Origin of the sequence: Virgibacillus sp. 7505, assembly GCF_002272135.1 — a bacterium.
Taxonomy (GTDB): Bacteria; Bacillota; Bacilli; order Bacillales; family Amphibacillaceae; genus Terribacillus.
The window spans coordinates 1-397 of the sequence record NZ_NPBF01000068.1; the positions used below are offsets into that span (position 1 = coordinate 1).

Genomic DNA, 397 nt, shown 5'->3' on the forward strand with positions numbered 1-397 from the left:
TTCTAGTTCCGTACGGTTAATGCCAAACGCCATTTTATTGCTCCTTCAACTCTTCATAACGTTGGTACCACTCAGGGAACGCCCGTTTAAAAGGAACTGGCTTGAACGTGTCTTTTTTCACAATCACATGTGTCGTCGACCCTGTTACACATAGCTCCCCGTTTTGGTTCGTAATATCGTAGGCATAAACGGTTTTAACGCCGTCATTTAGGGAAAGACGCGTCTCCACGATTGCCGTATCTCCGTAGCGAAGCGCTTTGCGGTAAGTTGCTTGCACATCATACACAGGAGCAAAGTAGCCATCTTCCTCCATCTTTACATAACTGTAACCGGCATCTTCAATATAAGCGGTACGACCAAGTTCGAAATATTTCAAGTAGTTTGCATGGTATACGAC

At 44.8% G+C, this 397-nt stretch carries 1 protein-coding gene; it reads right to left on the reverse strand.

Features of this window, described 5'->3' with window-relative positions:
• Nucleotides 1–34: 34 nt before the first annotated feature.
• Nucleotides 35–397, reverse strand: a 363-nt coding sequence (locus CHH91_RS17930; protein WP_095224766.1) for an acyl-CoA thioesterase, incomplete at its 5' end; no start/stop codon positions are given.